At 43.2% G+C, this 24,574-nt stretch carries 18 protein-coding genes and 1 riboswitch; of the genes, 9 read left to right on the forward strand and 9 right to left on the reverse strand.

What is annotated here, in order from left to right; all coding sequences use genetic code 11:
* Window positions 1-465 precede the first annotated feature (465 nt).
* Window positions 466-1,797: an MATE family efflux transporter gene (locus tag DWW91_RS16840; protein ID WP_007654825.1), complete on the forward strand. Its 1,332-nt coding sequence runs from the start codon at window positions 466-468 to the stop codon at window positions 1,795-1,797.
* An 81-nt stretch (window positions 1,798-1,878) separates the two neighbouring features.
* The gene (locus tag DWW91_RS16845) at window positions 1,879-2,442 is read left to right on the forward strand and encodes an ORF6N domain-containing protein (protein WP_007654827.1); all 564 of its coding nucleotides are present in this window, start codon (window positions 1,879-1,881) and stop codon (window positions 2,440-2,442) included.
* Window positions 2,443-2,738: 296 nt separating this feature from the next.
* On the opposite strand, the gene DWW91_RS16850 is transcribed toward DWW91_RS16845, so the two are convergent.
* Together DWW91_RS16850 and DWW91_RS16855 are read right to left on the reverse strand one after the other, a co-directional pair.
* Entirely contained in the window at window positions 2,739-4,019 is a 1,281-nt protein-coding gene (locus DWW91_RS16850) for a hypothetical protein (protein WP_122328402.1), read from the reverse strand.
* Between the two features lie 19 nt (window positions 4,020-4,038).
* The gene (locus tag DWW91_RS16855) at window positions 4,039-6,390 is read right to left on the reverse strand and encodes a TonB-dependent receptor (RefSeq protein ID WP_122328403.1); all 2,352 of its coding nucleotides are present in this window, start codon (window positions 6,388-6,390) and stop codon (window positions 4,039-4,041) included.
* A 130-nt stretch (window positions 6,391-6,520) separates the two neighbouring features.
* Window positions 6,521-6,724, reverse strand: a riboswitch (cobalamin riboswitch).
* Between the two features lie 119 nt (window positions 6,725-6,843).
* Between DWW91_RS16855 and DWW91_RS16860 the strand changes: the two genes are divergently transcribed.
* Entirely contained in the window at window positions 6,844-8,124 is a 1,281-nt protein-coding gene (locus DWW91_RS16860; protein ID WP_007654833.1) for an O-acetylhomoserine aminocarboxypropyltransferase/cysteine synthase family protein, read from the forward strand.
* 288 nt (window positions 8,125-8,412) lie between these two features.
* Here DWW91_RS16860 and DWW91_RS16865 read toward each other — a convergent pair whose 3' ends face one another.
* The 3 genes from DWW91_RS16865 to DWW91_RS16875 form a co-directional block, all read right to left on the reverse strand.
* Window positions 8,413-11,439 (reverse strand): DUF6383 domain-containing protein, encoded by a 3,027-nt coding sequence (locus DWW91_RS16865; RefSeq protein WP_122328404.1) that lies wholly within the window; start codon window positions 11,437-11,439, stop codon window positions 8,413-8,415.
* A gap of 408 nt (window positions 11,440-11,847) precedes the next feature.
* A complete protein-coding gene (locus DWW91_RS16870; protein ID WP_122328405.1) occupies window positions 11,848-13,002 on the reverse strand; it encodes a glycosyltransferase family protein in 1,155 nt (384 codons plus the stop codon).
* A complete protein-coding gene (locus tag DWW91_RS16875) occupies window positions 12,999-13,802 on the reverse strand; it encodes a UDP-2,3-diacylglucosamine diphosphatase (protein ID WP_122328406.1) in 804 nt (267 codons plus the stop codon). The genes DWW91_RS16870 and DWW91_RS16875 overlap by 4 nt, the downstream gene beginning before the upstream one ends.
* Window positions 13,803-13,934: 132 nt before the next feature.
* Between DWW91_RS16875 and DWW91_RS16880 the strand changes: the two genes are divergently transcribed.
* Complete coding sequence (locus tag DWW91_RS16880) at window positions 13,935-14,417, forward strand: YkgJ family cysteine cluster protein (protein ID WP_007654842.1); 483 nt, start codon at window positions 13,935-13,937, stop codon at window positions 14,415-14,417.
* Between the two features lie 88 nt (window positions 14,418-14,505).
* On the opposite strand, the gene DWW91_RS16885 is transcribed toward DWW91_RS16880, so the two are convergent.
* On the reverse strand, window positions 14,506-16,662 hold the full coding sequence (locus tag DWW91_RS16885; protein ID WP_122328407.1) for a translation factor GTPase family protein: 2,157 nt from the start codon (window positions 16,660-16,662) through the stop codon (window positions 14,506-14,508).
* 196 nt (window positions 16,663-16,858) lie between these two features.
* Between DWW91_RS16885 and DWW91_RS16890 the strand changes: the two genes are divergently transcribed.
* The 4 genes from DWW91_RS16890 to DWW91_RS27865 all read left to right on the forward strand — a co-directional run bounded on the left by DWW91_RS16890 (window position 16,859) and on the right by DWW91_RS27865 (window position 19,177).
* Window positions 16,859-17,095: a hypothetical protein gene (locus DWW91_RS16890; protein WP_052329213.1), complete on the forward strand. Its 237-nt coding sequence runs from the start codon at window positions 16,859-16,861 to the stop codon at window positions 17,093-17,095.
* Window positions 17,096-17,171: 76 nt separating this feature from the next.
* Complete coding sequence (gene hemW / locus DWW91_RS16895; RefSeq protein ID WP_122328427.1) at window positions 17,172-18,299, forward strand: radical SAM family heme chaperone HemW; 1,128 nt, start codon at window positions 17,172-17,174, stop codon at window positions 18,297-18,299.
* Window positions 18,300-18,414: 115 nt separating this feature from the next.
* Window positions 18,415-19,014 (forward strand): zeta toxin family protein, encoded by a 600-nt coding sequence (locus tag DWW91_RS16900; protein WP_007654847.1) that lies wholly within the window; start codon window positions 18,415-18,417, stop codon window positions 19,012-19,014.
* A complete protein-coding gene (locus DWW91_RS27865) occupies window positions 19,007-19,177 on the forward strand; it encodes a hypothetical protein (protein WP_007654848.1) in 171 nt (56 codons plus the stop codon). Before DWW91_RS16900 ends, DWW91_RS27865 begins: the two co-directional genes overlap by 8 nt.
* Window positions 19,178-19,300: 123 nt before the next feature.
* Here the strand turns inward: DWW91_RS27865 and DWW91_RS16905 are convergent, their stop codons facing one another.
* The 3 genes from DWW91_RS16905 to DWW91_RS16915 all read right to left on the reverse strand — a co-directional run bounded on the left by DWW91_RS16905 (window position 19,301) and on the right by DWW91_RS16915 (window position 23,238).
* Window positions 19,301-21,460: a S46 family peptidase gene (locus tag DWW91_RS16905; RefSeq protein WP_122328408.1), complete on the reverse strand. Its 2,160-nt coding sequence runs from the start codon at window positions 21,458-21,460 to the stop codon at window positions 19,301-19,303.
* Between the two features lie 24 nt (window positions 21,461-21,484).
* Window positions 21,485-21,961, reverse strand: a complete 477-nt coding sequence (locus DWW91_RS16910) for a CYTH domain-containing protein (RefSeq protein WP_010802001.1) — start codon at window positions 21,959-21,961, stop codon at window positions 21,485-21,487.
* Window positions 21,962-22,164: 203 nt separating this feature from the next.
* Window positions 22,165-23,238, reverse strand: coding sequence for a DUF2027 domain-containing protein (locus DWW91_RS16915; RefSeq protein WP_122328409.1), 1,074 nt, complete (start codon window positions 23,236-23,238; stop codon window positions 22,165-22,167).
* Window positions 23,239-23,356: 118 nt separating this feature from the next.
* On the opposite strand from DWW91_RS16915, the gene DWW91_RS16920 reads away from it, so the two are divergent.
* Entirely contained in the window at window positions 23,357-24,574 is a 1,218-nt protein-coding gene (locus tag DWW91_RS16920; RefSeq protein ID WP_010801999.1) for an S-adenosylmethionine:tRNA ribosyltransferase-isomerase, read from the forward strand.

The raw sequence follows: 24,574 nt of genomic DNA on the forward strand, positions 1-24,574 counted from the left end.
GTGCGTAACTTATCATTATGTAAATCACCACTTTAATTTTTCTTGTAAGTTTTTTCTATCTTTATATCATAGGCCTATATATTTAAATTATCTATATAAATTAATTTTAACTAATTAAAGCTATTAAAATGACTATAGTCTTAGTAGAACTATGGTGTTTATTTCTGAATTCTTATGGTTTATATTGAGTTATCTCTAATCTCTTATATCACTTTTTTTAAGTAATACTTTTATATTTGGATATTTTTGTTTAATTTTGCTTTCAATAGAATGGTGTTATTGTTTAAATATTTCAAAGGCAAGACTTTTGCGATATATTTTGATTGTTTTTTTGTTAATTATATTATTGTATATTAAAACACCATAGTTCTACTAAAACTCAGGCACTCTAACCAGACTATTGACTGCTTTAATTCTAAATTATATTTACTTTATTCCTACTTTTGCACCCAAATAAGACAGAACATGCAAGGAACAAAAAACCTGACACAAGGCCCTATCAAACGGCAGCTATTCAATCTGGCATTGCCGATCATGGGTACTTCTTTTATTCAAATGGCTTACAGCATCACCGATATGGCCTGGGTAGGACGGCTGGGCAGTGAAGCCGTTGCCGCCATCGGAGCTGTCGGCATCCTTACCTGGATGACCAATTCGATCTCTCTGCTGAATAAAGTCGGTTCGGAAGTAAGTGTGGGGCAAAGTATAGGTGCACGAAATGAAGAGGATGCACGGAATTATTCATCCCACAACCTTACCATTGCCCTGATCATCTCCGTTTGCTGGGGATTGCTTCTTTTTGTCTTTGCCCATCCGATCATCGGTGTCTATAAACTGGAAGCTCCTATTGCAGATAGTGCTGTCGAATATTTACGGATCGTATCGACCGCCTTTCCTTTTATATTCCTCTCGGCAGCCTTCACCGGCATCCATAATGCGGCAGGGCTAAGTAAAATACCCTTTTACATCAGCGGAACGGGACTTATCATTAATATGATACTCGACCCGGTATTCATTTTTGTATTCGATATGGGAACAGCCGGAGCCGCCTGGGCAACCTGGTTATCGCAAGCCACGGTATGTGCCATTTTTGTATATCAGTTAAAATGGAGAAGCAGGTTACTGGGAGGATTCTCCTTCTTCGTCAGACTAAAGAAAAACTATTCACAAAGAATTCTGCAACTGGGCCTGCCGGTAGCCATGCTGAACACGCTATTTGCCATCATCAACATTTTCATGGCACGCACAGCCTCCACTTACGGTGGACATATCGGCCTGATGACACTCACCGCCGGAGGACAGATTGAAGCGATAGCCTGGAACACCTCCCAGGGATTCAGCACGGCACTGAGTGCTTTCGTCGCCCAGAACTATGCAGCCTCCGAAAAGAACAGGGTGCTGGAAGCCTATCACACGACATTGAAGATGACGACTGTATTCGGTATTCTGTGTACCTTATTATTCGTCTTTTACGGCAGCGAAGTCTTCTCACTGATCGTCCCCCAGAAGGAAGCCTTCGAGGCCGGAGGTATTTTCCTGCGAATAGACGGATATTCGATGTTGTTCATGATGCTGGAGATCACTATGCAGGGCTTGTTCTACGGAACAGGACGGACGGTTCCCCCTGCAATCATCAGCATTACTTTCAACTCGCTGCGTATACCGATGGCTATTGTATTATCCGCCATGGGATTGGGAATCGTCGGTGTATGGTGGGCAATCAGTATCTCCAGCATGCTGAAAGGAATCGTTTCCTTTATCTGGTTCAGGGCCTTACAAAAGAAGATATTGAAGTGAGAAGTTTATTTTGATAAATGAAGTAATATTGATTTATATCATTACATTTGCGATTAGTAATAATCATAAAATAAACCTGCTATGAATGAAATACGAATTATTCAAAGTAAGATCTATGAAATAAGAGGTCAAAGAGTCATGCTGGATTTTGATTTAGCTGAACTTTATCAAGTAGAAACACGAAGACTTAATGAAGCTGTGAAAAGGAATATAAAGCGATTCCCTAAAGATTTTATGTTCCAACTCAATGTCGATGAGTGGATAATCTTGAAATCGCAATTTGCGACATCAAGATGGGGAGGTACCCGCAAACTGCCGTATGCTTTTACTGAACAAGGATTGGCAATGCTCTCTGGTGTGTTAAATTCAGATATAGCCATACAGGTCAATATTAACATTATGCGTGCTTTTGTGGCTGTCCGGCAAATGATAGCCAATCCTACAGTCGATAAAACAACAAAACTTCAACAGGAAGTCAATGAACTCAAAGAATACATCGAAGAGGTATTTACCGACTACAATGATATCAATGAAGATACCCGGATACAATTGGATCTGATCAATAAAACACTGGCGGAATTGCAGGTACAAAAGAAGCTATCTGATAAACCGCGCAATCCGGTAGGATTCGTAAAGCCGAAGTGATTGTGGTGCAGTCATTTCGAACATTTTCTCTCTAACACTATAGACCTGGCTATAACAGCACTATAGTATCACTATGACTAACACGGTGTGCTATCTACAATAACACTACTGTCCTACATTTAAACTTGTAGTATGCCGGATCAGGACACCCCCGAAAAAAACATAGGACCTTTGACTTCAAAACATATATGTTTTGTAATCAAAGGTCCCTTATTTACAAATCAAAACACCTATACCTTGTAACCGGTAGTTACCCTTTGTCCAATGGATGACTACCGGCTGAACCTGAAAGATAATTATTCAGCATCTTCGTTATCAAGTACACGGATCTGCTCAAAGTAATAGCCTTCAGCAATATCAGCACCTTTTTCAACGTTACCTGTCTTTATATCATAAATATAGATACAAGGGTTGGTGTTTTCCGGATTAACACCGATATAAGCCTTACCGTCAACAATTGCCGTACGTTGAGAGAAACGGCCACCACTGTATGGAAGATCCTTTCCGTTGTATTGTACACGGCTGCTGGTTTTCGTATTAAGGTCGATGACTGTATAATAATGGCTATAGCTGTCAATATCCATGCCAAGATCATCCTGGCGGGCATAAGCAAGCACTTTTCCGTCTCCCAGGTATTCAAGAGAAATCAGTTTTCCGGCATTGGTGAAAGCATTGTATGTAGGATCAAAGTCTTTCTCACCGGCCTTAATACGAATCAGATGGCTCTTTTCCGTCCCATCTTCATTTTCAGAGAAGCAAGCCAGATAAAGATTTCCGGATTCATCAACCAATGTACATTTCTGCAATAATTCACCATAAGCACTACCTACCATCTGGTGAGCTATCGTGTTCTGGATATTGCTTTCTACTGCCATTGTTTCTACATTAATCACAGTAGTAAAGAAGAAAGGTGTTGTATCGCCACGTTTACTTTTCTTACCCAAATAGAAATATATCAGCTTATTATCGCTTTTACGATAAGACAAAATACCGGAAGTCGAGAACAACTTATCACCTTCTGGAAGAGGTATATCAAGAATACCTTCTTCAATTAAAGACATATTAGTAGTATTCAGTTTCGTCCAGATAATCTTGTCTCCATCCCCGTTAGAAGCCATAATCACCAGCGTATTGTCGTCAATCCAGGCATGTGTATATTTACGGGTATCATAAGTATTCGTACCTTCGCTAAAAGGATAAGACTGAATATTCTTGATGGTATTATCAGACAATATGTACTTTGATATACGATCACCTGATACAGGTACCTGATAATAATATTTCCCTTTGACAATGGTTTCCAGAGACATTACCGAGTGAACCTCAGTGCCATCTCCTTTAAAGTCAATGGGAGTTGAGCCAGCAGTAAGAGAATCTATACTTTTAACCAGCGTTTGAACATCACGTCCCATGCCACCATGTTTATCCAGAGCAATCCAGATGTCAAAGTGATAGTTCTTTGGCTCAGGAGTAGGTTCCGGGGTCGGCTTAGGATCGTCATCGTTAGAACAAGCATTGAAAGACAATGTAACCATTGCCATAATGAATGCATAAAATAGTAACTGAAACTTTTTCATTTGTATGAATATTTAATTATTAATTAATGAATAATCTGAATTTGGCAAAAAACGCACGTCCAGGTTTCTGGAGTTTGTAATTATCATAAGCGGTAGAGTCAAATAGATTGCTACATTCCAACGATATATTGTAACGCTGTTTATTCCACGAATAGGTCACATTTACATTCGATATATTCTGGGTCGGGATACGCGATTTACTCTCGATAGCACCATAAGCCTCCCAGGAAAGATAAAACCAGTGTATCCATTGCCAGGAATACCCGATACGGAGATCGTCGTCCTTCTGGGCCAGATCATGAAATGTATAACTGACATCCGCATTACTATAAAACCAGGGGCGATTGGGTACGCGGTTTTTATAAGTAGCCGAAGGTTTACCGTCTGTCTTGTACTTTTTCTGGTCGCGGGCTTCATTGTAACTGGCATTGACCACTATCCGGAGGCTGTTTTTCCAGTTATATCGGACTTCGCCTTCAGCTCCCTTGATATGTACCGCCGGTATATTTTCATATTGCATCATCCCCTCTTTTTCAGAAACCGTTGCCTGGATGAAATCGTCTACAAAGCGTAAAAATCCATTCGCCTCATAGTAAAATGAATGACCGGAAGCAGGATGCCAATTACCAAAAAGGCCGAAGTTAATATTGTCACTGCTTTCCGGATTAAGGGCGAGATTCGGATAGATAGTCGTTCCGTTTCCAAGCAACTCCCGAGACAGAGGCAGCCGCACACTATGTTCAAAAGAGGCTTTAGCAGACAACGCTTCCCAACATATAAAACGCCAGCCGAATCCGCCTCCCCAGTAATTTTTAGTCGCATTCCTGTCAACCTCATCCGAACCTGTTATCCATGAAAGATCATTCTGCTCGACAGATGTTGCGTTGATATAATCCTTGACAAATAACGTACTCTCCCATCTTCCGTCGAAAAACGACTGGTTGTAGGTCAACCCGAGGATATGTTTGGTTAAAACATCATTGGTCGGTTCAAATGTTTCATCAATATCGTCGCGGCGATTGTTTCCGGTACGGTTGAGTAAATAGTTCAGGCTGAAGGAATGATGGCGGTTGATAGTATAATCAACACCTCCGCGGAAAATTGTCAGAGGCCGGTCATAATGACGCATGGATCGTCCGCGACCGTTGATCTCATTACGGGACGACGGGGTAAAACCGCCGTCCCAGTTATAAATACGATAGGCAGTATCAACAGTCAGCGAGCGATCCCAGGTATGGGATAACGATGCACTGGTATTGATCTTATCAAAACGCTTCTGATAACGGGCTGAAATATTCCAAGCACTGCCGCGACGCTCTGCATCTCCGATGACCTTAGTCTGGATAGAACCGGTCTGCAACTCCTTATCTACTTTGGAATAAGAGCCGGAAACAAAGAAAGCATCTGCCCAGGACTTATCGACAAAGCCGGCTTCAAGTTGCCCCAGCAAGGAAAAATAATCATCATGGAACCGTTTGCGGTTGACTTCAATATAGTTACGGCTATCTGCATCCCAGACCTCGACACCTTTCATCATATAATCATTTTTCGAGTAATTGACACCGACAGTCGGTTTCATGATCAATCCAGTCTTCGGCTCTACGAACTGACCATTCAGATCAGCCCGATGCGTGTGAAACGAGCCGATGCCGTAAGAGGCATCGAGATAATTTTTCTTGTCTTGATTGGTGATGATGTTGATAGCTCCTCCCAAAGCATCGGCCCCCAGGCTGGCAGGAACTACTCCTTTATATATCTCGACCCGGTCAATAATATTTACAGGCAAATTGGCCAGTGAAATACCGCTACCTTTTGCATCCAGCGGCATACCGTCAATAAAATATCTCACCGAATTACCCGACAGCCCGTTAATGGAGAGGTCAAAATCGGAACCTACCCCTCCTTCTTCCCTGATCTTGATGCCAGCTGTCCGGTTAACCATTTCGTTCAGGTTCTTCAAGGAACTGATCTGTGGTTTTATATCCAACGCATTGACGGTCAGGGCACCTTCCTTGACCTTCTGTGTTTTCGATTTGCCATACACCTCAACAGTGTTCAGGGTTACGGAATTTTCTTCCATAACGAAATCGAGCGTTTTGTTTCTACGGATATCGAGAATTGTTTTTATTGTATTATAACCCAACAAGGTAATTATAAGAGTATGCTTTCCGGGTTTCAGACTTAGTGAATAGCGCCCCCGGTCGTCGGTATATGTCCCTGCCGTCGTATTTTCGATGGCAACAGTAACCATAGGAAGCGGAGCACCATCTTCTCCCCTCACCTCTCCGGACAGCGTAACCCTGTCTTGCGCCGCAAGACTTACAGGGAACAAACAAATAAACAACAAAAATACATGTATGAAACCTCTCATCCCATCAAAAACATTATATATTAACGACAGGCTTTCGATAAAACAGAATGGACCACATGAACAGTCGGAACTCCCTACCAAATACAGTCAAGTCCTTACTTACATGTTTTTCAGCCTTATTCCTCGAAAGCTTAAAACTACTGATTCTGGCAGGTCTTCTGACTTACTCCATCATTGAACGTCCTTCCCATTCATTGCGAACAGTGGATTGAGTTGTGTTCAACGACTTTGGCGGAGCTTACAGCAGCGGGTCTGTTCAGGATTTTCACCTGATTCCCTTTTCATCACTTTTCCGTAGAACTGGATTTGTGACACCAAAACCGAGGACAAAGGTAAAGATTATTTTTAAACAGTACCCTATTTTTTATAAATGATCGTAGATTTGTATTAATGGAACGAACTATTCTTTACTTTTGTCAGCAGAATATAATTACATAGCAAACATTTAATAATATGAGCAATTCATTCAAGCCGGCAACTTTGTGTGTGCAGGGTGGCTGGCAACCTAAAAAAGGAGAACCTCGCGTTCTGCCTATCTATCAGAGTACTACCTTCAAGTATGAGACCAGCGAACAAATGGCGAAACTGTTCGATCTGGAAGAGAGTGGTTATTTCTATACCCGTCTGCAAAACCCGACCAACGATGCCGTAGCATCCAAGATCGCCGCTTTGGAAGGTGGTGTGGCAGCAATGCTGACTTCATCGGGACAGGCTGCCAACTTCTTTGCCTGTTTCAATATCTGCGAAGCCGGCGACCATATCGTAAGCGCAACCGGTATTTATGGCGGGACATACAATCTGCTGTCCGTTACCCTGAAAAAGCTGGGCATCGAATGTACATTCATCGACCAGGATGCCAGTGAAGAAGAAATCAGCAAAGCGTTCCGCCCGAATACGAAGTTATTGTTCGGCGAAACGATCTCCAACCCGGGAGTGATGGTACTGGATATTGAAAAGTTTGCCCGTATCGCTCACAAACATGGCGTTCCATTGATCGTCGACAATACATTTGCCACACCGATCAACTGCCGCCCATTCGAATGGGGTGCCGATATCGTTACGCATTCTACGACCAAATATATGGACGGACATGCGACTGCCGTCGGAGGTTGTATCGTCGACAGCGGTAACTTCGATTGGGAAGCGCATGCAGACAAATACCCGGGCCTCTGCCAGCCGGATGACTCCTATCATGGCCTGACTTACACAAAGACATTCGGGAAACTGGCATATATCACCAAGGCTACCAGCCAGTTGATGCGTGACCTGGGTTCTATCCAGTCTCCGCAAAATGCTTTCCTGCTGAACCTGGGACTGGAAACATTGCATCTGCGTATGCCGCAGCATTGTAAAAATGCACTGGCCGTAGCTAAATGGCTTCAGAATTGCGACAAGGTAGCCTGGGTAAACTATCCGGATCTGGAAGGAAATAAATATTACGAACTGACAAAGAAATATCTTCCGAACGGTTCATGCGGTGTCCTGTCATTCGGACTGAAAGGCGGACGCGAGGTAGCTATCAAGTTTATGGACAGTTTGAAGCTGGCTGCTATCGTTACTCATGTGGCCGATGCCCGTACTTGTGTGCTTCATCCGGCAAGCCATACGCATCGCCAGTTGACCGACGAACAATTGAAGGAAGCCGGTATCGCTCCGGACCTGATCCGTTTCTCTGTCGGCATCGAAAGTGCGGATGATATCATAGCGGATATCGAGCAGGCTTTAAATCAGTAATCAATAGTTATTCAACAGGAAATCGTATTGTATAGAATACGGTTTCCTATTAAACATAATGAACTCCATTTCCAGGAGCTCCTTAAAAACAAAACCCCGATGGTATTAGATACCGCCGGGGTTGTTTTTTGTCCATTTCCTCCCTTCGCAGGGATACTCATGGATGAACTTTATTTTATTTTTATTACTAAAATTACGCTTCCAATCTGTTCGCCTTCACAGGCTACTTGCCCTTCCCCATAGGGGAAAGGCAGAGAAGCTTTATATTGTTTAATTATTCTTTAATTCTTATTTTACGATTGCTTTAACAGCAGCTTCGCCTTCAACAGCTACAACTACGATACCTGCAGGAGCAGAGATAGTTGCTTCGTCAGAAGAAAGAACTGTGCTAGCAATTGTCTGACCAAGAACGTTGCTGATAGTAACAGTCTTATTAGCAGCACCCTTGATTGTGATGTCACCGTTACCAGCGATTACAGTTACAGCAGAAGTTGTGATATCCTCAGTATCTGTAGCCATTTCATCATTTTCGATGTTTTCAACATTGAAAATAAGAGCACCGTCACCACCAGTCTTAGCATTGTTGAATTCAGATTTTTCGTCTGTCAATACAATGCAACCATTCTGCATCTTGATCCATGCTGCTTTTTCAGGAGCAATAATTTTACCTTCATAATTGTTAGACTCAATCAGGAATGAATTTCCAACACCTTCTTCTGTAACAGTAGAAGCGCCATCAGGATTTGTATAACGGAATGACCAAGTATAGTTCTTATGGTTATCACCCTTCAGACTATTGATGTATTTCGTATTAATACCTGCTTTAGTATAAGCCTTAACAATTTCTTCTACATTCAGATCTTTCGGATCCATGTTTTCAAAACCATTAACCAATATGATCAAGCTGTCGCCAGTCTTGATAGCTTTTACAAAACCAACACGAGTGTAACCTGCTTTAACATCAGTATAAGGTTTATCCTGACCTACTGTAGCAACAGAATCTGCAAAGCTTACCAAATATTTACCATATTCGAATCCAGCTTTTCCAGGAGTAGCATGAACACAATGTGCAGCATCTGTTGGATTACCATCAGCATCTACGTGATGAGAATTTTCAGTACAAGGAGTACCTTCAACTGCTTCCTGATCCTGACGAGATACAGAAATCAAATACTGAGGTTTGATATAACCAAGACCGCTTGTTATATTAACTGCATCAATACGGAATGACAAACCAGCTTCTGCCTTATCAGCAGTCCAGATACCTAAGTAAGCAACACCTTCATTCTTCAATTCTTTGTTAGTTTCATCCATCAGATATTCGTGACGAATATTTTCGTAGAATCTCAAGCTATCAGGACCATCAACAGCGCTTTCACCTAATGCAACATTGTTGAAACGACGATACAGAGGAGCGTCATCAATTTCTACAGAGAATGCAGAAGTACGAGTTTCTTTCAAATTCTGAACTTTCAGATAAACATTGTTATCATCAACACCAACTTTACGAACATCAGTGTAAGAAGCTGTATCGATCAAAGCATAGTAATGAGTAGCTTTGTCATTATTTTCTTTCAGATAGAATACAGCAGGTTTACCTGTTGCAGATACTGCATATCTCTTTTCAGCATCAGCCATGATATATTTACCTGTAGATTTCAGTTTCAATGTATAAGCTTTTCTTACAAGCTTTTTCATTGAAGCGATAGCACTTGTAGTATAACCATATCCTACACCATCTTCATCCATAGCAGCCAGTTCGAAAGTAGATTTAGCACCTACATATAAAACTGAATCAGCAGCATCACTTGAAGTACCCATGTATTTGTCATCTGCAAATTCATGTAAATATCTCAATTTGTAAGTAGTAACAGTCAAAGAATCTTTATCCAGGAATCTGTAACCTACATAAGGATTAGCTTTTACATTTGCAGGGTCTTTTGTGAAATTAGAAGCTGAAATTTCAGATCCAACTACTGTAGATGGACCATCAGTATATAACTGTAAAGAAGCGTCAACTACTACATTTTCAAATTCACGGTTAGTAATCTTGATAGGAGAAGTTTCAGCCATTTCTGCATTTGTACGAGTTTTTTCTACAACCCACTGGAATGCAGGCATGTGCCAAGGATCCATATTCTTATCAAGAGTTACCCATTGAGCAGTGCTATCACCATACAAAGGAACTGCCAAATATTTATTTGCAGCATTTTTGATAACATACAGATCAGAAGCAATTGAAGTTCTGTTTGATACTTCATTGCAACCTTTAAAGCCTAAAGAGATCATTGTATTCTGAGCCAATGTATCAACAGTTAAGATACGAGCTTCGTTTTTAATCAAGTCTTGCAATGAAACAAATGCTTCAAGAACGCGCCCATTATCAAATTTAGCTTTCTTAACCTGAATTGTCAAGCTGTCATTTGAAGGACTGTAAGTAAATTTGAATTTATACTGTTCAGCAATAGTAGAAGTAGCCTTAACAGCAGCAGTAGTCCATTTATATGCAAGGAAGCGAGCACCCTTTTCATTTGTGAAAGTGGTATCAACTCTCAAATAGTTATCGCCTCTCTTAACATTCAAATAAGTAGGATCACCAGATTCTTCAGCAACAAATTTCTGTGAGCTGAATGGGTTTTCTAAAGAAGTACCCAATGTATCCGGTTTGAAAGTTAACTTAACACCCTTATCTGCAGTCTGAATACCTAAGATTGTATTCAATTCTTCCGCATTAAGAGTAACAACTTTTGAACTCTTCAAAGTAAACTTTGCAAAGTCAGCAGTAGTTACACTAGCATCTTTAGCGCTAGATTTAGCAACAGCAACTTTCTCTCCATCTAAAACAAATCCAACAACTGAGTCTGCCTTAAAATAAGAGAAAAGAGGCATGTTTGGTACAAGTTCTTCATAAGTTTTAGAAAATGCCCAACCTGAAATTTCACCACCAACTTCGATAGGAGAGCTAGAATGTTCATATTCAGCTAAACCTTCCAAACCAGCCATCGTAATATCCAAACGACGTTCTGTTCCTTTATTTACGAAATCGAATTTAGGAGCCTGACCCTGAACCTGTGTTGCAACTTCAACACACCAAAGAGTATTAGCCAAACCTGTAGAAGTAGTAGGAGCAGCAACAACTGTCAACTTACCATCTGCATCCATAGAAAGTACTTTATCCCCTGCTACAGTCAGTTGATATAAGCCAGCATTTTTGCCCAGCTTCAATGACTGAACTGCATCACCAGGAGCAGCAGAAACAGACATAGCGCTTAGTAACGCAACACCTGCCAAAAAAGTAGAAAACTTTTTGTTCATAATCAAAAATTTAATATTAATACTAAGTAATTTAAAGTTCTATCTAATAATACCGGCCTTATCTACCGGCTTTTCATACGATCGTCAAATACTTCAGCAAAAGTAAACAATAGTTTTTTATCCACAATTATTTTCATTGATTTTTTTATCAGGTCATATCCTTTCTTATCAATTGAATACGATAGTTTGTACAAAATCGGGGATAAAAATGACAAACCTTATTTTCCCTTCCCATTTCCAGATTATAACCAGGAACATGAAAAGGGAACCCTGATAAGGAAAGCTATAAGCAAGCATTATAAAATGTACACGTACATTATATTATATATAAACTAACCGGAATAAATAATGGCGAAGAGCCATTACCGCTTTAACGCAATAAAAACTTATAACAAAATGCGATACCGGTTAAATCGAAAATGTCTTCGCCACCCTATACACCCAATGCATAGACAAGCGATGCCAAACGGATGACGGCATCTCCTCCATCAGCAAATCTTCACGGAATTCACGCAGGATTAACCAATCCGCCTGCTGTACCCAATGGCGGAATACAGGATTTGGCTGGTGGGTTTCCGATAAATGCAGCAAAGCATCCAAATCGAAGTGTTCGGCTACCGTACACGCTCCCGACAAAGAAGCATCATGAGCATTACAGGCCTGTTCAATATGGGTTGGAACCATCAGGACAGGCTTATCCAGATACATTGCTTCGCAAACAGATTCGAAACCGGCTGTCGTTGCATACGCTTTGGCATTTGCCATATATTTGACAAAACGGATATCGTTCAACTGATGAAAAGAAAGTGTATCGTCAATCTTTGTGGTTTCTTTGGCTCCCCGCTTATCCCAAAAGAAATGCATCGGAACCTCCGGATGAGCAGCATGCCACTCTTTTACCTCTTCGCTGAATCCACTATTCAACAAATAGCCATGCAGATAGTCTCCTTTTCGGGGAGTCTTATTTATTATTTCCTTACGCAATAAAGGAGGTACTACCACCATCTTATCTGCCGGAACTTCGCGCATTTTCCGAAATGACAGGGCGAGCTTTTTCGTAGCACCGATAGCCGTTACACGGGTGAAAAATTTCAACAAAGATAAAGAGACTGCATTCAGCTTGGGAAAAGAGAAATCAGGATGCAGAAAAAGATACTGGTGAGCAATGCAAACCATCATCGCTTTCGGACGGCAAAACAAGTAAGTCAGCCCCGTCAACAACTCATAAAAATTGACTACCACATCTGCACCTGTTTCCTTTATCATCCGGTTAATATAGTGTATACTAGCCGTATATTTATGCAGTCTCAATACATTATATCCTATACTTTTCAGCAAATTAACCTGTTTATTCTTTGCCGTAGGCAGAAAGTTCGGACTTTCAAAAGAATGGACCGGTGCATTGATTTTCTCCATAAAGAAATCAGGGATACGACGAGCCGGACTTTTCCCGACAAGCACACCGACAACCTGATGACCTTCGTCTGCCAGCTTCCGCCGGAGAGACAAGGCTTGTGTCAGATGGCCTCTACCCTCCCCTTGTATGATAAACAGCATTTTCATATCACTTCAGCATATAATACAGGTTTTGAAACAGATTCTTCCTCCATATCATACTCTGCCTTATTGTAAGTCAGAATATTCCATTCTCCTTGTTCATTTTCAACCAAAGCGGTCATACTTTCTACCCAATCGCCGGAATTCAGGTAATGAACATTGCCGTACCGGACATTTGCCGCCTGATGAATATGACCGCAGATAATTCCGTCAAGCCGTTGGACTTGTGCAAGTTTTACCAGTTCCTTTTCAAAATCGGAGATGTAAGAGACGGCACTCTTCACCCGGTGTTTCACATGCTGCGAGAGGGAAAAATAAGGTTTACCATGCTTTTCCCGATTCTTGTTATAAATCTTGTTCAGCCACAACAGGAAGGTATAACCGATATCGCCCAGCATCGCCAGCCAACGCATATTCGTTGTTATCGTATCAAAGATATCGCCATGGGTCACCAGGTAACGCTTCCCGTGGCTGTTCAGCAAATAGTCTTTTACGATAGAGATATTGGAGAACCGGAAAGGAACCAGTTTATCGAGGAAATCATCGTGATTACCACGGATATAAATGATTTGCGTCCCTTTCTTCTCCATCATTTTCATCAGGACTTTAAAGAAATCGGTTTGTGCCTGTTTCCATCGCTTGCCGGATTTCTGAAGTTGCCAGCCATCAATGATGTCACCGTTCAAGATCAGACGGTCGCAGTCAATATGTTTAAGGAAATTGGTTACTTCTTTCGTCCTGGAGTGTTCAGAACCCAGGTGAATGTCAGAAAGCACAACGGTCGGATAATATTTTCTTAGTTTCATACGTAAGATATTTACACTACACAAAGAAACGCAACCGCTGTTACAGCATTGCAACAACCGTATGAAGATACTTTTTCTTTTTCCACCGTAAATGCTTACATTTGCCCTTTCAAATTAAAACATAATCATTTTATGGATATTAACTCCCTCCCTGAGAGAGCTAAAAAAGTAGAAAAGGAAACAAAGACTTTTTTCAAATCTATCAAGAAGAACCGTCACCGGGAACTGGACGACACGATACATGCCATCCACCAGGAGGTATTCGATTCAATCAATTGCCTGGACTGCGGGAATTGCTGCCGGACATTGGGACCGCGCATCACGGACCGTGATATCGAACGTATTGCACAGGCATTGCGTATCAAACCACATGAAGTTGTTCAACGACATTTGCATATCGATGAAGATAAGGAGTATGTATTCCGTTCAATGCCTTGTCCCTTCCTGGGAAGCGACAATTATTGCAGTATTTATGAGGACCGTCCGAAAGCCTGCCGGGAATATCCGCATACGGACCGGAAAAAGTTCTACCAGATACATGCACTGACAATTAAGAATGCAGAAACCTGCCCGGCAGTATTCCATACGTTAGAGCAGCTAAAACAAGAGTTTTAAGGAAAAAGCGACTTGCGATACCAGCTTAAAGAAACAAAAAAGGCATCCCCCAAAGAGGATGCCTTATAGTTAGATACTAATTTATTAATCAATCTTCTGACTGAGTAGCTTCGTAAGCCTTCAACAGCTTATCCTGTACATCTGACGGTACAAGTTCGTAAGCAGAGAACTTCATTGTGAATGAAGCACGACCACCGGTAATAGAACTCAAAGATGTTGAATAGTTGGACATTTCTTTCAAAGGAACTTTAGCCAACAACTTTTCAAAGCCTTTTTCACTGTTCATACCCATAATGATGGCACGGCGTCCTTGCAAGTCGCTCATTACATCACCCAGATAATCACCCGGAACAGAAACTTCTACATCATAAACAGGTTCGAGAATCTTTGGACCAGCTTCTTTAAAGGCAGTACTGAAGGCATTACGACCGGCCAACATGAAAGAAATTTCATTACTGTCTACCGGATGCATCTTGCCATCATAGACAATGATGCGCACATCACGGGCGTACGAACCGGTTAACGGTCCCTGTTCCATACGTGCCATAATACCTTTCAGAATAGCCGGTAAGAAACGGGCATCGATGGCTCCACCAACGATACTGTTAATAAATACCAGCTTACCACCCCAGTCCAAATCAATAGTTTGCGTATCACGTACGCTAATTTTATATTCCTGTCCGCCGAAACGATACATATCCGGAGCCGGCATACCTTCGTAATAAGGTTCCACAATCAGGTGAACTTCACCGAACTGGCCTGCACCACCGGACTGTTTCTTATGACGATAGTCAGCACGGGCAGCCTTTGTAATGGTTTCACGATACGGAATCTTCGGTTCAAGATACTCAATCGGCAGCTTATCATTATTTTCAATTCTCCATTTCAACGTACGCAAGTGGAATTCTCCCTGTCCGGAAACGATTGTCTGTTTCAATTCCTTGGACTGTTCGATAACCCATGTCGGGTCTTCTTCACGCATACGGTTCAGGATTTCCATCATCTTTTCCGCATCCGATTCGTTAACCGGCTTAACGGCACGGCGGTATTTCGGGTCCGGATATTTGATAAAGTCGAATTTATAATCACATCCCTTACCATTCAGGGTATTACCGCGACGTACATCTTTCAGCTTCACTGTTGCACCGATATCGCCTGCCACCATTTCAGACACTTCGTTACGAGTCTGTCCGGCTACGGAGAATAACTGTGCGATACGTTCTTTCGAACCACGGTCGGCATTCAGCAAATCGTCTCCTGCTTTTACTTTTCCTGATATCACTTTAAAATAAGAAACCTGGCCGATATGCGGCTCTATAGTAGTCTTAAAGAAGAACAGACTTGTCGGGCCATCGGCTACAGGAGTAACCTCCACGCCTTCGGTCGTTACCGGACGAGGCATCTTGTCGGTGCAAGGAACCACATTTCCAAGGAATTCCAACGTACGGCGAACGCACATATCACGTCCAGCACAAACGCAGAATACCGGGAACATACCGCGGATAACCAAACCGGCACGGATACCGGCACGCATATCGTCTTCGCTCAATGTGCCTTCTTCGAAGAACTTTTCCATCAGCATATCGTCATTTTCGGCAGCTGCCTCAACGAGCGCTTTGTGAAGTTCCATCGCTTTGTCCATTTCTTCTGCCGGAATTTCCAGAACGTCAGGCACACCGCCTTCGGGTTTCCAACGATACATCTTCATTTTCAATACATCGACAACGGCATTGAAAGATGCTCCTGTACTAACCGGATACTGGATAGGAACAATCTTGCTACCGAACTGGTCTCTCAGCTGGGCAATTGTTCCGTCATAGTCCGCTTTATCGTTATCCAACTGATTGACAACGAAGATAACGGGTTTATGAAATTGTTCTGTATACCGGAACTGGTTCATTGTTCCCACTTCCACACCATACTGGGCATTCAACACCATCAGTGCCGTATCGGTAACGTTCAGGGCTGAAACAGCTCCACCGATAAAGTCGTCCGAACCCGGACAATCGATAAAGTTCAGCTTCCTGTCTTGCCACTCAACACTGAAAACGGTTGAGAACACTGAGTATCCATACTCTTTCTCAACCGGGAAATAGTCGCTCACTGTATTTCCTCCGTCTACAGAGCCACGACGTTTTATAACTCCACCCTCGTAAAGCATTGCTTCAGCGAGAGTGGTTTTCCCAGAGCCCGAACTTCCCAAGATAGAGATGTTCTTAATTTCGTTTGTTTGGTATACTTTCATGATATCAGGTATTTTGAGTTTAACAATAAATATCATTACGTGAATTACTCACGAGGCCGCAAATTAGAGAATGTACAGGAAAAAAACAATTATCTGCCCCGTGTTTGAGAACTATGTTATGTAACAGGCCTCTTCTGGGATATTTTTTCGTACCTTTGTATAATAGATATAAATTAAGATTATTACTATGACAACTATGGAATTAAAAGCACGTAAAATGGATCTGGTTGAAGCTCTGATGCAACTGGATAACGAGAAACTGGCTAAAGCCGAGAAGTACATTAAAAAGTTACTATCCGACTCTCCGACCAAAACGTATGATATGCCTTCCGAACTCCTGAATGCATTGTTAAACCGAGCCGAAAATAATAAAAAGAGCGGAAACTATATCGAAGAGCAGGAAATGAGTGACTTCATAAAATCCTTACAATGAAAATAATCTGGGATCCTCTTGTAAAACAACAAAATACCCGTCAAGACCCTCAAAAACTATGGACAATACTCAAATAATGGCAGGCCTTTATATCCATATTCCCTTTTGTGCAAAACGTTGTTTGTACTGCGATTTTTTCTCCAATACGGAGATGAAGTACAAAGAACCGTACCTTGCCGCCGTGATCCGTGAGTTGGAATTACGCAAGGAGTATACGGATGGCGAACCTGTCGAAACCATTTATTTCGGTGGCGGGACCCCCTCCCAACTGGAGGCGAAAGATTTCGACCGTATATTCAATGCCATCCACCGGCTTTTCGATGTAAGCCATTGTCAGGAAATCACCCTGGAAGCCAATCCGGACGATATGACACCCGAATATGTGGCCTCCCTGCGCTCACTCCCCTTTAACCGTGTCAGTATGGGAGTACAAAGTTTCAAGGAAGAGGACCTCCACTTCCTGAACCGTCGCCATAACCGGGAACAGGCCTTGCGAGCAGTCGACTTATGTAAGAAGAACGGTTTATCGAATATCAGCATCGACCTGATATACGGTCTGCCCGGACAGACTGTAAAAGAATGGGAAGCCAATCTCGACACCACTATCCGGCTCGACATTCCACATATCTCCGCTTACCATTTAATATATGAAGAAGGTACGGCTTTATATAAACTAAAGGAAGCCGGAAAGATTTCTCCCGTAGAAGAAGAGATCAGCGTGGCCCTTTTCACCTCACTGATAGAACGGCTGACGGCAAACGGATATCAGCAGTATGAAATATCCAACTTTGGACGTCCCGGAATGCTCTCCCGCCATAACAGTTCGTACTGGACCGGCAGGAAATACCTGGGGATAGGTCCGTCCGCCCATTCCTATAACGGAATAAGCCGCCAATGGAATATATCCTCACTCCCGGCCTATCTCCGGGGAATCGATAGCGGTTCACCCGACATAGAAGTAGAGGAACTGGATTTAAACACCCGCTACAACGACTTCATTATCACCGGACTTCGCACCATGTGGGGCATTAGCTTAGTTGAAATTCAAAGACAGTTCGAAAAAGAGAAACTTGCCTACTGTCAAAAGCAGGCAGCTCCTTACCTTAAACAGGGCCTGCTTATTCAAAAAGGCGAAACTTTACTCCTTTCCAGGGAAGGGATTTTTATCTCCGATGGTATCATGAGCGACCTTTTATGGGTCTAATTTTAACAAAACAGCCCTCCGAAACAACGAAATGCGGGGTTATTCGTACAAATTCTGCACATTTTCACGATTTTTGAGAAATAAATTGTACAACATATAAAACTATTATCTATATTTGCCCTGTCAAAAGCAGCAAATAGTGCCATATTTATATATAATATCAGGTTGCAACGGAGCAGGGAAAACAACGGCTTCCTTTACAATACTTCCAGAAATGTTGAAGTGTAAGGAGTTCGTGAATTCCGACGAGATAGCCAAGGGGCTTTCCCCTTTTAATGCAGATAGTATCGCCGTAGCTGTAGAAGCAAGCCGTATTATGTATAAGCGCATCAAAGAACTCATCGCAGCCGGTGAGACTTTTGCAATGGAAACTACGCTCGCCACCCGATCAGTCGCAAACCTGATCAGGGAAGCACAAAGGGAAGGATATTATGTGACATTGTTATATTTCTGGTTGAATACGCCGGATTTGGCAGTGGAACGGGTAAAAATGAGAGTGGCTGCCGGTGGTCATAACATACCGGAAAGTACTATCCGTCGCAGATACGAGGCGGGTATTCACAATCTTTTTGAACTATATATCCCCATTAGTGATTATTGGATGGTAACAGACAATTCTATGTCTCCGATGGAAGTAATCGCCAAAGGATTCAAGAATGAAAAAAAAGAGATATATAATTCGGATATTTACACTAAACTTGAACATCATGAGTGAACAAGAAGTAAGAGAATTTGAAGAGAATATAGTTAAAGGAGCCAATATAGCTTTTCAACGCTTAGTTAACCAGAAAAAGAAAGAAGACGGAGAATTAGTATTCTCACGTAACGGATATATTTTCCGCGTAAAAGCAGCTGAACTTGAAAAAGGCATGTTTTAATTATATCAGAATATAAAAAAAGCGAGTGATTGTATCAATCATTCGCTTTTTTTATGGCTTTAATCCCATCCCGGATAGCCAGACGTTCACATCCAGCTATCCGGAATTCAGATTTCTTTCCTATTATTCCACCAAATCCATCTCCTCCAGCAGATAGCCGGCTCCGGCATATTTGTCGATCAGGAATAAGACATAACGGATATCGACGATGATACTGCGCTGATAGTCCGGCAAGTACTGGATATCGCCGCCTACACCTTCCCAGTTACGGTCGAAGTTGATACCGATCAGTTCGCCGTTCGCATTCAGGACAGGACTGCCGGAATTACCTCCGGTAGTATGGGTAGTTGCACTGAAAGCTACCGGCATTCGTCCGTCGGGCATCTGATAGCGGCCGAAGTCTTTGGCTTCATAAAGCGCTTTCAGGCGGGACGGTACAACAAACTCCCAATTCGTTGAATCTTCCTTTTCCATCACACCGTCCAGAGTGGTCTGGCAGTTATAATAAACGGCATCCTTCGGACGATAGCCTTTCACCTGTCCATAGGTCAGGCGCAGAGAGAAATTGGCATCGGGGAAATTGGCTTTATCCTGATACATTGCCAGCAATCCTTTTACATATTCTTTATGAGCCAACGCATATCCGGAATCGAAATCGGCCAGAGCAGCATTCAGATTCGCTTTTTCCTCCTGCACGGATTTGGCAAACAAGATCATCGGATCCTGCTCCAGGGCTTTCACGGAAGGACGCGTTTTGAACTTATCGAAGTTCTCTTCGCTTCCGTAGATAGATTTATCAAACAGGTAATCGACAAAACGGTCTACATCACCTTTGAATTTCTTGTCAATCAAAGAGAAATAAGCAGGCTGGGACTTTGCGGGAACCAGGCGGCGGTATTCCTTCAGCATGACCTTTGCAATCTTCTTGTCTACTTCCGGGGCATAATCCTTATCGGCGAAACGATGGTAAGCCATATCCAGCAGACGGATTTGTTTCTGTTGCTCGTTGCGGTCTTTTCCTCTCAGGGCATCACTGACGGACTGCACCTCTGTCGGTACTTTTGTAAATTCAATCCCACGCAGGATAGCCTCATCCAGCATCCAGCTACGGAAACGGAGGTCTTTCCGGTCGGAAACTATCTGTTCGAGGGTCGATAAGGCTTCCGGGTAGCTTGATTCGTTATTCTTTTGCGCCCAGGCAATCAGACGGTCTTGTTCTTCTTTTTTTACCTGCTCGAAGTTACGTTTCTTTATTGCCCAGTTGCTTCCGATAGCATTCTTATAGGCATTGGTCGAACCGGCATATTTGCTGGCGTACTGAATACGGACAGATGGGTCTTTCAGCATCTCGTCCAACATGACTTCCTGGCGAAGGTTACGGATATTGATACGAACTGTATTGTCTATGTCGCGACGTTCGGCCACCTCCCAGGAGGTATAGTACTTGTTTGTGCGGCCGGGAAATCCCATCATCATGGCATAATCGTCTTCTTCAACACCTTTGACGGAGATTTTAAACCAACGTTTCGGACGCAACGGGACATTCGATTCGGAATATTCCGCCGGATTACCGTTCGCATCGGCATAGACACGGAAGACGGAGAAGTCGCCGGTATGACGCGGCCACATCCAGTTGTCGGTATCCGCACCGAACTTACCGACAGATGAAGGAGGAGCACCGACCAGGCGGATGTCGGAATAGATTTTCTTCGTGAACATATAATATACGTTACCTCCGTAGAAAGCCTTAATCTCTACTTCCGTACCGGGATTATCCTGCAGGAACTTTTCTCCGACTTTGGCTTTCGCCAACCCGTTCAGGTATTTCGGGGAAAGGAAGTTCATGCTTTGCGGGTCTGTATCTTTCTCCAGTTCTTTCTTTACATAATCGGTTACATCTTCTATCTTGTCGATGAAGGTGACGGTCAGTCCGGGGTTCGGTAATTCCTGCTCACGGGTTGTCGCCCAAAAGCCATCGGTCAGATAATCATGCTCCAGCGTACTGTGTTGTTGTATCTGGCCATATCCGCAATGATGGTTTGTCAGCAACAGGCCGTCCGGCGAAACGATTTCACCTGTACAGCCTCCGCCGAAGATAACGACCGCATCTTTCAGGGATGCGGAATCAGGACTGTAGATATCGTAATCCTGCAATTTAAGTCCCAGCGCCTGCATTTCCGGAAACTTCTGCTGCTGGAGTAACGGAAGCAACCACATGCCTTCGTCCGCAACAGCGGGCAATGACAGGGCGGCGGCCAGAACGGATAATAAGATTTTCTTCATGGTGTTTTATTGTTTAAATTATTATTATTTCTTTGTCCATTGGGAATAGGGTTCCTTAGTCAGCATCGAATTGTAATATCTACGGTCTCCACTGACCTCTTCCCCTATCCAGTCGGGTTTCTCAAACGGTTCATCTTCGGAAGCCAGTTCTATTTCGGCCATAACCAGGCCTTCGTTGGCTCCGTGGAAGACATCGACCTCCCAGGTATGTTTACCGACGCGAACCAGATGGCGCACTTTGTCGATAGCTCCGGGTTCGCAGAGGGTCAGAAGCTGTTCGGCATCCGGCAAAGGAATCTCCTGCTCGAACTCGTAACGGCTCAGGCCTTTATCATCGGAAGGGCCTTTAATGGTAAGAAAACCTTTCTCACCTCTTATACGGATACGCACCGTACGACCGGGCTGCGAACAAATGTAGCCTTGCACGATACGCTGGGAATCGCAGACTTCTTTAGAGAAGTCTCCCTTTACAATGAATTTCCTTTCTATTTCGGTTGCCATAGCTTGTTGCTGTTATAAACCGGAGCTAATACCTTTTTCCTCAGCAGGGAAGTTGTTGCCGACGACGTCGGCAATATTGTCGACACTGTCAGCAAAATTGTCGACGCTGTCGGCAAAGCTTTCGACACTGTCGGCAACAGATTTCCTGCAAAGGTAAATAAGATTTACCCGGTTGTTATCGCCTGTTTATCAGGAGGTAATTCTTATTTGATAGTCACCATAGTGGCACCAAAACCGTATTCACGGAAAGATGCATCCTGATAATAGTATTGTTTGTATCTTGTTTTCAGTTCCTTTTCTATCGCTTTACGCAGAACGCCATCCCCTTTGCCATGGATAAAGACAATCTTTTGTCCTTTATGATTTGCGTACTTACCCAGTATTTCATGAAATTTATCCAACTGGTAGGTCAGCATATCCGCGTTGCTCAATCCGTTTGTATTGTCCAGCAGTTCCGTGATATGCAAATCGACTTCCAATACGGCGCTGTCCGATTTCTTCTTCACGATAGTCTGGGGAGTACGGCGGTCTTCCTGTACTTTCTGATACATCGCCTCTTTCAGGTCAGCCGCAGAAACAAGCAATTCCCTTTCCGGCACGTCGTTACGAACGATGGGATATACCATTGCGTCTTCCTCAAAGAAATCGTTTTCCATAAAACAATGCTGCTTATAGAACTTGACCGTATCGAGATGCAACTCTACGGAGATGGAGTTCTTCAGGGAATAAGGCTTATCCTTCTTGAAAGCAATCAGCTGCACGCATATCCGTTCGAGGTCGTTCAGGTCTTCCTTGCCGAATTCTTCCAAGAAGATTTTCGTATTCGGTTCTATCAGGCCATTGTAACGGCTGACCCAGCTGTTGTTATGGCGGTTCATATAGTTGAAGAACAGATAGTAGTTGCTGTCGTTGATGAAATAGGCTTCATAACCGCTTTGCTGCATGACCTTTGTCGGTTCGAGCGGAAGATAAGCCAGGTAGATATTCATCCGTTCCCCCTCGGCTGTTTCTTCAATTTTCACTTCCTCCTGTTTCGGCTGCGGTTTAGGAGCCGACTGTTGCACCTGCGGTTGCGGCTGTACTTTCGGACGGTTCGAACTATGCACCTGCATCTCATTCTCTCCGCCAACCACAACGCATTCACGAATCAGCGCCGGAATGTCGAATCCGTCTTCATCTTCCACCAGTACCTGGTCTTTTCCTTTAAAACCACGCACGATACCGCCTCCCGTTGTATTCAGGAAGCGGACTTTATCACCTACCTTTATATTACTCATAGCTTTTGTCGTTTATATTTCGTATCGACAAAGATACTTCATTATACCATAATATCATACAAATTTGTACTTTTGCACCCGGGTTCAACAAGAATGTGCCTGATAAACAGAGATAGCAATGGTTACAAAAACTCAACAGATAAGTATTGAAGATTATAATTATTCGTTGCCTGATGAACGAATCGCCAAGTTTCCCCTACCCAAGCGGGACGAGTCCAAATTGTTACTTTACCGTGACGGAAAGGTCAGCGAAAGCGTCTTCAAGCATATTACGGATTATCTGCCGGAAGGCTCACTGATGGTATTCAACAATACCCGCGTAATCCAGGCACGGCTGTTATTCCAGCGTGCAACAGGGGCACAAATCGAAGTGTTCTGCCTCGACCCAGCCGCCCCGCACGATTATGAACTTATCTTTCAGCAGACAGAAGCATGTAACTGGATTTGCCTGATAGGGAATGCGAAAAAATGGAAAGAGCCGGTTCTTTCCCGGGAAATTACCGTCGCTGGCCAGACGGTCAGACTATCTGCCGAAAAAGTGCAGAGTTACGGAGAGACGCATCAGGTACGTTTCAGTTGGGATGGCGGTTTCAGCTTTGCCGAAGTACTGGATGCTGCGGGAGAACTTCCGATACCTCCGTATCTTCACCGGAAAACGGAAGAAAGTGATCTAAAGACTTATCAGACTGTTTACTCCAAAATAAAAGGTTCGGTTGCCGCACCGACAGCCGGACTTCATTTCACTCCGGAAGTACTGGCCGACCTGGATGCCAAAGGTTTCGGTCGTGAAGAACTGACGCTGCATGTCGGGGCCGGGACATTCAAACCGGTCAAGAGCGAAACGATAGAAGGGCACGAGATGCATACCGAATATATCTCCGTGCGCCGCAGCACCATCGAACGGGTGATGCAGAATTTCGGCAAGATCATTGCAGTCGGCACAACTTCCGTCCGCACGCTCGAAAGCCTGTATTATATCGGCGTCACGCTTGCCACCCATCCGGATGCGACTTCCGAAGAGCTGGTTGTCAGACAATGGATGCCGTATGAGGACGCCAATAACCGTCTGACACCGACCGAGGCTTTGCAAAACATACTCGATTATCTGGACAAACACCAGCTGAATACGCTGATTACAGCCACGCAGATTATCATTGCCCCGGGATATGAATTCAAAGTTGTAAAGGGAATCGTCACCAACTTCCACCAGCCGAAAAGCACTTTGCTGCTGTTAATCTCAGCATTCGTAAAAGGCGATTGGAAGAACATCTATGATTATGCCCTGGGACATGATTTCCGCTTTTTGAGTTATGGGGATAGTTCGCTGCTATTATAA

The organism is Parabacteroides sp. AF17-3 (genome assembly GCF_003635445.1).
GTDB lineage: Bacteria > Bacteroidota > Bacteroidia > Bacteroidales > Tannerellaceae > Parabacteroides > Parabacteroides goldsteinii.

Excerpts from the sequence above, each read along its gene's own strand:
- DWW91_RS16870 (WP_122328405.1), bottom strand. The coding sequence starts at position 13,002 with ATGAAAATGCTGTTTATCATACAAGGGGAGGGTAGAGGCCATCTGACA.
- DWW91_RS27865 (WP_007654848.1), top strand. The coding sequence starts at position 19,007 with ATGAGTGAACAAGAAGTAAGAGAATTTGAAGAGAATATAGTTAAAGGA.
- DWW91_RS16910 (WP_010802001.1), bottom strand. The coding sequence starts at position 21,961 with ATGGCAACCGAAATAGAAAGGAAATTCATTGTAAAGGGAGACTTCTCT.
- DWW91_RS16840 (WP_007654825.1), top strand. The coding sequence starts at position 466 with ATGCAAGGAACAAAAAACCTGACACAAGGCCCTATCAAACGGCAGCTA.
- DWW91_RS16860 (WP_007654833.1), top strand. The coding sequence starts at position 6,844 with ATGAGCAATTCATTCAAGCCGGCAACTTTGTGTGTGCAGGGTGGCTGG.
- DWW91_RS16920 (WP_010801999.1), top strand. The coding sequence starts at position 23,357 with ATGGTTACAAAAACTCAACAGATAAGTATTGAAGATTATAATTATTCG.
- DWW91_RS16880 (WP_007654842.1), top strand. The coding sequence starts at position 13,935 with ATGGATATTAACTCCCTCCCTGAGAGAGCTAAAAAAGTAGAAAAGGAA.
- DWW91_RS16865 (WP_122328404.1), bottom strand. The coding sequence starts at position 11,439 with ATGAACAAAAAGTTTTCTACTTTTTTGGCAGGTGTTGCGTTACTAAGC.
- DWW91_RS16845 (WP_007654827.1), top strand. The coding sequence starts at position 1,879 with ATGAATGAAATACGAATTATTCAAAGTAAGATCTATGAAATAAGAGGT.
- DWW91_RS16890 (WP_052329213.1), top strand. The coding sequence starts at position 16,859 with ATGGAATTAAAAGCACGTAAAATGGATCTGGTTGAAGCTCTGATGCAA.
- DWW91_RS16875 (WP_122328406.1), bottom strand. The coding sequence starts at position 13,802 with ATGAAACTAAGAAAATATTATCCGACCGTTGTGCTTTCTGACATTCAC.
- DWW91_RS16915 (WP_122328409.1), bottom strand. The coding sequence starts at position 23,238 with ATGAGTAATATAAAGGTAGGTGATAAAGTCCGCTTCCTGAATACAACG.
- DWW91_RS16905 (WP_122328408.1), bottom strand. The coding sequence starts at position 21,460 with ATGAAGAAAATCTTATTATCCGTTCTGGCCGCCGCCCTGTCATTGCCC.
- hemW (WP_122328427.1), top strand. The coding sequence starts at position 17,172 with ATGGCAGGCCTTTATATCCATATTCCCTTTTGTGCAAAACGTTGTTTG.
- DWW91_RS16885 (WP_122328407.1), bottom strand. The coding sequence starts at position 16,662 with ATGAAAGTATACCAAACAAACGAAATTAAGAACATCTCTATCTTGGGA.
- DWW91_RS16855 (WP_122328403.1), bottom strand. The coding sequence starts at position 6,390 with ATGAGAGGTTTCATACATGTATTTTTGTTGTTTATTTGTTTGTTCCCT.
- DWW91_RS16850 (WP_122328402.1), bottom strand. The coding sequence starts at position 4,019 with ATGAAAAAGTTTCAGTTACTATTTTATGCATTCATTATGGCAATGGTT.